We start from the raw sequence: 7,484 nt of genomic DNA on the forward strand, positions 1-7,484 counted from the left end.
CCAAATTATTCAAACGTATTTTTATAACTGCTATACATCAGCTTCTTGCGGATGGTGCCGTATGCCGCCCGCACTGATCAAATTCAACGCAGCTATGTAAGCTTTAGCCGACGCAATAATGATGTCAGTGTCTGCCCCTACGCCATTAACAATGCGACCACCGCGCTCAAGGCGAACCGTAACCTCACCTTGTGAATCAGTACCACTGGTGATGTTGTTCACCGAGTAAAGCTGAAGCTTGCAACCGGAATCCACCAACGACTCAATGGCTTTGAATGTCGCATCTACCGGGCCACTGCCTTCCGCCTGCACACGGTGCTCTTTGTCATCCATGGTGATCGTCAGATCGGCTTTCGGAATAACACCGGTTTCCGAGCACACTTTCATGCACACCAATCCGAAGCGCCCTAACTGATCTTTTTGACGGGTGTTGCTGGCAATAGCCTGCAAGTCTTCGTCAAAAATCTCGTGCTTCAGATCCGCAAGCGCTTTGAAGCGGGCAAAAGCCTCATTCAACTCGGTTTCGGTACCAAACTGGATGCCCAGCTCTAGCAACCGCGTGCGGAATGCATTGCGGCCGGAATGCTTACCCATCACCAGGCTGTTGGTGTGCCAGCCAACGTCTTCAGCCCTCATGATTTCATAGGTTTCGCGATGCTTGAGTACGCCGTCCTGGTGAATACCGGACTCGTGGGCAAAGGCGTTGGCGCCTACAATCGCTTTGTTAGGCTGTACCGGGAAACCGGTAATGGTCGATACCAAACGGGAGGCCGGAACGATGTAAGTGGCGTCTATGCGGGTATCAAGATTGAAGTAGTCCTGACGGGTACGCACTGCCATAACAATCTCTTCCAGGGAAGCGTTACCAGCGCGCTCGCCCAAACCATTAATAGTGCATTCAACCTGGCGTGCGCCCTGGGACACAGCCGCCAAAGAGTTGGCAACGGCAAGCCCCAAGTCGTTGTGGCAATGAACCGAGAAAATAGCCTTGTCGGCGTTGGGAATGCGGTTCAGCAACTGAGCCATGGTGTTGCCGAACTGATGGGGTATAGCGTAACCCACGGTGTCCGGAATATTGATGGTTGTAGCACCGGCGTCAATCGCCGCCTCAATAATGCGGCACAGAAAATCCAACTCGGAACGACCCGCGTCTTCGCAGGAAAATTCTACATCGGCAACGTGATTACGCGCGCGTTTAACCGCGCGCACGGCCTGCTCTACCACCTCGTCAGGCGCCATATTCAGCTTGTGCTTCATATGGATAGGGGACGTTGCTATAAAGGTGTGAATGCGACTGCGATTTGCCGGGCGCACAGCCTCGGCAGCCCGATCAATGTCACCATCAATGGCGCGAGCCAGACTGCATATTGTGGAGTCTTTGATGGTTTCTGCGATCCCTTTGATCGCCTCGAAATCGCCCTGACTGGCTATGGCAAAGCCGGCTTCAATGACGTCAACACGCAATTTTTCCAGCGCTTTGGCAATGCGCAGCTTTTCGGCCTTGTTCATGGTAGCGCCAGGGCTTTGCTCGCCATCGCGCAGAGTGGTGTCAAATATGACGAGGTGATCATTGGCAGACATGCAGCAACTCCATCAGGCTTATTGGCTTTGAGCCGACAGTATATCACCGAGACAGACCAGGGACAGACTTGAAGTCTGTCCCTTACCTTTCACCGGGGACGGATTTGAAATCCGTCCCTATTTTTCTCAGACAAAAAAAAGCCCCGACGGCTTGCGCTATCGGGGCATTTATCAATAAGAGTCTGACGATGACCTACTCTCACATGGGCGAACCACACTACCATCGGCGCAGGCCTGTTTCACTTCTGAGTTCGAGATGGGATCAGGTGGTACCAGGCCGCTATGGTCGTCAGACAAAACGGTTGATCACTGGGGGATGAGATAGAACTGGCTTTTGGGCCGTGATATTGATTTTTTCGTCGTTATCCGTGTTGTGTCAAACCCAATTGTCTTGGGTGTTATATAGTCAAGCCGCACGAGCAATTAGTATCGGTTAGCTCAACGCCTCGCAGCGCTTACACACCCGACCTATCAACGTCCTGGTCTTGAACGGCTCTTCAGGGGCCTCTAGGGCCCAGGGAGATCTCATCTTGGAAGGGGCTTCCCGCTTAGATGCTTTCAGCGGTTATCCTATCCGAACATAGCTACCGGGCAATGCCACTGGCGTGACAACCCGAACACCAGAGGTTCGTCCACTCCGGTCCTCTCGTACTAGGAGCAGCTTTCCTCAAATCTCCAACGTCCACGGCAGATAGGGACCGAACTGTCTCACGACGTTCTAAACCCAGCTCGCGTACCACTTTAAATGGCGAACAGCCATACCCTTGGGACCGGCTTCAGCCCCAGGATGTGATGAGCCGACATCGAGGTGCCAAACACCGCCGTCGATGTGAACTCTTGGGCGGTATCAGCCTGTTATCCCCGGAGTACCTTTTATCCGTTGAGCGATGGCCCTTCCATACAGAACCACCGGATCACTATGACCTACTTTCGTACCTGCTCGACGTGTCTGTCTCGCAGTCAAGCGGGCTTGTGCCATTACACTAACCGTACGATGTCCGACCGTACTTAGCCCACCTTTGTGCTCCTCCGTTACGCTTTAGGAGGAGACCGCCCCAGTCAAACTACCCACCACACAGTGTCCTCATCCCCGATAAGGGGACCGAGTTAGAACCTCAAACATGCCAGGCTGGTATTTCAAGGTTGGCTCCACGCAAACTGGCGTTCACGCTTCAATGCCTCCCAGCTATCCTACACAAACATGTTCAAAGTTCACTGTGAAGCTATAGTAAAGGTTCACGGGGTCTTTCCGTCTAGCCGCGGATACACCGCATCTTCACGGCGATTTCAATTTCACTGAGTCTCGGGTAGAGACAGCGCCCCCATCGTTACGCCATTCGTGCAGGTCGGAACTTACCCGACAAGGAATTTCGCTACCTTAGGACCGTTATAGTTACGGCCGCCGTTTACCGGGGCTTCGATCAAGAGCTTCGCACGAATGCTAACCCCATCAATTAACCTTCCGGCACCGGGCAGGCGTCACACCGTATACGTCCACTTTCGTGTTTGCACAGTGCTGTGTTTTTAATAAACAGTCGCAGGGGCCTGGTATCTTCGACTGGCTTTTGCTCAACCCGCGAGGGGTGTCACATACCACCAGCGTGCCTTCTCCCGAAGTTACGGCACCATTTTGCCTAGTTCCTTTACCCGAGTTCTCTCAAGCGCCTTGGTATTCTCTACCTGACCACCTGTGTCGGTTTGGGGTACGGTCTCAAATCACCTGAAGCTTAGAAGATTTTCCTGGAAGCATGGCATCAATAACTTCCCGCCACATGGGCAGTCGTCATCACGTCTCAGAATTGAGGACCCGGATTTGCCTAAGTCCCCTCCCTACACGCTTAAACCGGGACGACCGTCGCCCGGCTTACCTAGCCTTCTCCGTCTCTCCATCGCAGTGATTCAAGGTACGGGAATATTAACCCGTCTCCCATCGATTACACCTTTCGGTCTCACCTTAGGGGCCGACTCACCCTGCGCCGATTAGCGTTGCGCAGGAACCCTTGGTCTTCCGGCGTGCGAGTTTTTCACTCGCATTGTCGTTACTCATGTCAGCATTCGCACTTCTGATACCTCCAGCAAGCTTCTCAACTCACCTTCGCAGGCTTACAGAACGCTCCCCTACCCCGCATACAAAGTATGCAGCCGCAGCTTCGGTATCCAGTTTGAGCCCCGTTACATCTTCCGCGCAGGCCGACTCGACTAGTGAGCTATTACGCTTTCTTTAAAGGATGGCTGCTTCTAAGCCAACCTCCTAGCTGTCTGAGCCTTCCCACATCGTTTCCCACTTAACTGGAATTTCGGGACCTTAGCTGGCGGTCTGGGTTGTTTCCCTCTTCACGACGGACGTTAGCACCCGCCGTGTGTCTCCCGGATAGTACTCACAGGTATTCGGAGTTTGCATCGGGTTGGTAAGTCGGGATGACCCCCTAGCCGAAACAGTGCTCTACCCCCTGTGGTATTCGTCCGAGGCGCTACCTAAATAGCTTTCGGGGAGAACCAGCTATCTCCGGGCTTGATTAGCCTTTCACTCCGATCCACAAGTCATCCCCTGGCTTTTCAACGACAGTGGGTTCGGTCCTCCAGTTGATGTTACTCAACCTTCAACCTGCTCATGGATAGATCGCCCGGTTTCGGGTCTATGCCCAGCGACTAATTCGCCCTATTCAGACTCGGTTTCCCTACGGCTCCCCTAAACGGTTAACCTCGCCACTGAACATAAGTCGCTGACCCATTATACAAAAGGTACGCCGTCACAGAACAAGTCTGCTCCGACTGCTTGTACGCATACGGTTTCAGGATCTATTTCACTCCCCTCACAGGGGTTCTTTTCGCCTTTCCCTCACGGTACTGGTTCACTATCGGTCAGTCAGGAGTATTTAGCCTTGGAGGATGGTCCCCCCATATTCAGACAAGGTTTCTCGTGCCCCGTCCTACTCGATTTCACTAGACTCAGGTTTCGGATACAGGGCTATCACCCACTATGGCGGCACTTTCCAGAGCCTTCTCCTACCCGTTGTCTAGCTTAAGGGCTAGTCCCCGTTCGCTCGCCGCTACTTAGGGAATCTCGGTTGATTTCTTTTCCTCGGGGTACTTAGATGTTTCAGTTCTCCCGGTTCGCCTCTTACACCTATGTATTCAGTGTAAGATACCCGACCTAGATCGGGTGGGTTTCCCCATTCAGAAATGTCCGGATCACAGCTCGTTTGCCAGCTCCCCGAACCTTATCGCAGGCTTCCACGTCTTTCATCGCCTCTGACTGCCTAGGCATCCACCGTATGCGCTTAGTTGCTTGACTATATAACCCCAAGACAACTGACTCTAAGTAGAACCACACAAAATCATCCCGGCCTAAGCCAAGACGTTCCAGGTGGAACCGATTAGAGATAGTCACTCGAAGTCATACACAACCACTTCAACGACAACACCGGATAACGCTTGAAAAAATCGTTATCACTTGAACACTTTCCTCAAAGACCGTAGAGAAAAGTATTCGTGTTCTATCTCATCCAATTTGTTAAAGAGCAAATCTGACCCAGTGATCAGAAAGAAGAACTTCAGACTTAGCGGACGCTAAACTGAAACACTTTTTTCTGTACACTGACCGAAGCCAGGGAATTCAGGATTTTCAGGTTATTCGAACCATCTGTATAATGGTGGAGCTAAGCAGGATCGAACTGCTGACCTCCTGCGTGCAAGGCAGGCGCTCTCCCAGCTGAGCTATAGCCCCGTCTGCTTGTCCAGCTTTTGTTACTCGTCGTTGCAGCCCTCGCTCGCGTCAGTCATGACCCCTTGGTCACTCCTTAACTCGCTTACGCTGCGCCTAGATTAACAAAATCTGTCCGGCGCATCCGCGTTCGTTTCTGACTCTAGAGTCGTACTCGGAAATCGTTCAGATCAAGGCATCGGATGTCGCCGCATAGTTTTCTATGCAAGTCATTCGATAACGCCGAGCTGGACGATTTTGGTGGGTCTGGGTGGAGTTGAACCACCGACCTCACCCTTATCAGGGGTGCGCTCTAACCAACTGAGCTACAGACCCAATTATCACACCATCTTATTGTGCCTGGACTGCGTTGCGGCTCTCGCTCAGTCGGTCACGTACTCATGTACGCTCCCGTATTCGCTCCATCCGCGCCTTGCCAGACTCAACAATCTGTCGCGCTAATTCAGCGGGTCGGTCGAGACCCTTTGCTCTCTTTAATTAATCAACCAAGTAATTCGTGTGGACTCTGACCGAAGCGTTCGACATCGTTTAAGGAGGTGATCCAGCCCCAGGTTCCCCTAGGGCTACCTTGTTACGACTTCACCCCAGTCATGAACCACACCGTGGTAATCGTCCTCCCGAAGGTTAGACTAACTACTTCTGGTGCAATCCACTCCCATGGTGTGACGGGCGGTGTGTACAAGGCCCGGGAACGTATTCACCGTGACATTCTGATTCACGATTACTAGCGATTCCGACTTCACGGAGTCGAGTTGCAGACTCCGATCCGGACTACGACGCGTTTTGTGAGATTGGCTCCCCCTCGCGGGTTTGCAGCCCTCTGTGCGCGCCATTGTAGCACGTGTGTAGCCCTGGCCGTAAGGGCCATGATGACCTGACGTCATCCCCACCTTCCTCCGGTTTGTCACCGGCAGTCTCCCTAGAGTTCTCAGCATTACCTGCTAGCAACTAGGGATAGGGGTTGCGCTCGTTACGGGACTTAACCCAACATCTCACGACACGAGCTGACGACGGCCATGCAGCACCTGTGTCAGAGTTCCCGAAGGCACCGATCCATCTCTGGAAAGTTCTCTGCATGTCAAGGCCAGGTAAGGTTCTTCGCGTTGCGTCGAATTAAACCACATGCTCCACCGCTTGTGCGGGCCCCCGTCAATTCATTTGAGTTTTAACCTTGCGGCCGTACTCCCCAGGCGGTCAACTTAGTGCGTTAGCTGCGCCACTAAGGATTCAAGATCCCCAACGGCTAGTTGACATCGTTTACGGCGTGGACTACCAGGGTATCTAATCCTGTTTGCTCCCCACGCTTTCGCACCTCAGTGTCAGTGTTGGTCCAGGTAGCCGCCTTCGCCACTGGTGTTCCTTCCTATATCTACGCATTTCACCGCTACACAGGAAATTCCACTACCCTCTACCACACTCTAGCCATGCAGTTCGAAGTGCCGTTCCCAGGTTGAGCCCGGGGCTTTCACATCTCGCTTACATAACCACCTACGCGCGCTTTACGCCCAGTAATTCCGATTAACGCTTGCACCCTCCGTATTACCGCGGCTGCTGGCACGGAGTTAGCCGGTGCTTCTTCTGCGAGTGACGTCAATCCTCAAGAGTATTAATCTTGAGGCCTTCCTCCTCGCTGAAAGTGCTTTACAACCCGAAAGCCTTCTTCACACACGCGGCATGGCTGGATCAGGCTTGCGCCCATTGTCCAATATTCCCCACTGCTGCCTCCCGTAGGAGTTCGGGCCGTGTCTCAGTCCCGATGTGGCTGATCATCCTCTCAGACCAGCTACGGATCGTTGCCTTGGTAGGCCATTACCCCACCAACAAGCTAATCCGACTTAGGCTCATCTAATAGCGCAAGGTCCACTCTCCGAAGAGAACGAATCCCCTGCTTTCCCCCGTAGGGCGTATGCGGTATTAATCCGAGTTTCCCCGGGCTATCCCCCACTACTAGGCAGATTCCTAAGCATTACTCACCCGTCCGCCGCTCGACGCCTGGTAGCAAGCTACCATCGTTTCCGCTCGACTTGCATGTGTTAAGCCTGCCGCCAGCGTTCAATCTGAGCCATGATCAAACTCTTCAGTTTAAATCATACAAGATCCGAAGATCTTAAATCTGCTCAAGACAAAAACTCACTTCTTGACGAGTCGTTGACTTGGTATTTCTTATCGAAATACTCCC

General features: G+C 52.8%; 1 protein-coding gene, 2 tRNA genes and 3 rRNA genes. All 6 read right to left on the bottom strand.

Annotated features, from left to right (window positions below; translation table 11 throughout):
• Window positions 1-30: 30 nt before the first annotated feature.
• The 6 genes from MELB17_RS04605 to MELB17_RS04630 all read right to left on the bottom strand — a co-directional run bounded on the left by MELB17_RS04605 (window position 31) and on the right by MELB17_RS04630 (window position 7,389).
• Window positions 31-1,581 (bottom strand): 2-isopropylmalate synthase, encoded by a 1,551-nt coding sequence (locus MELB17_RS04605; RefSeq protein ID WP_007348977.1) that lies wholly within the window; start codon window positions 1,579-1,581, stop codon window positions 31-33.
• Window positions 1,582-1,761: 180 nt separating this feature from the next.
• A 5S ribosomal RNA gene (rrf, locus tag MELB17_RS04610) occupies window positions 1,762-1,875 on the bottom strand.
• 108 nt (window positions 1,876-1,983) lie between these two features.
• Window positions 1,984-4,876, bottom strand: a 23S ribosomal RNA gene (locus MELB17_RS04615).
• A 356-nt stretch (window positions 4,877-5,232) separates the two neighbouring features.
• Window positions 5,233-5,308 (bottom strand) — tRNA-Ala (locus tag MELB17_RS04620).
• Between the two features lie 235 nt (window positions 5,309-5,543).
• Window positions 5,544-5,620: transfer RNA gene (locus MELB17_RS04625), tRNA-Ile, on the bottom strand.
• Between the two features lie 214 nt (window positions 5,621-5,834).
• A 16S ribosomal RNA gene (locus MELB17_RS04630) occupies window positions 5,835-7,389 on the bottom strand.
• Together the 16S, 23S and 5S rRNA genes with 2 tRNA genes alongside form the textbook arrangement of a ribosomal RNA operon.
• Window positions 7,390-7,484: the final 95 nt, after the last annotated feature.

It is taken from the genome of Marinobacter sp. ELB17 (assembly GCF_000169375.1).
In the GTDB taxonomy this organism is placed as follows: Bacteria; Pseudomonadota; Gammaproteobacteria; order Pseudomonadales; family Oleiphilaceae; genus Marinobacter.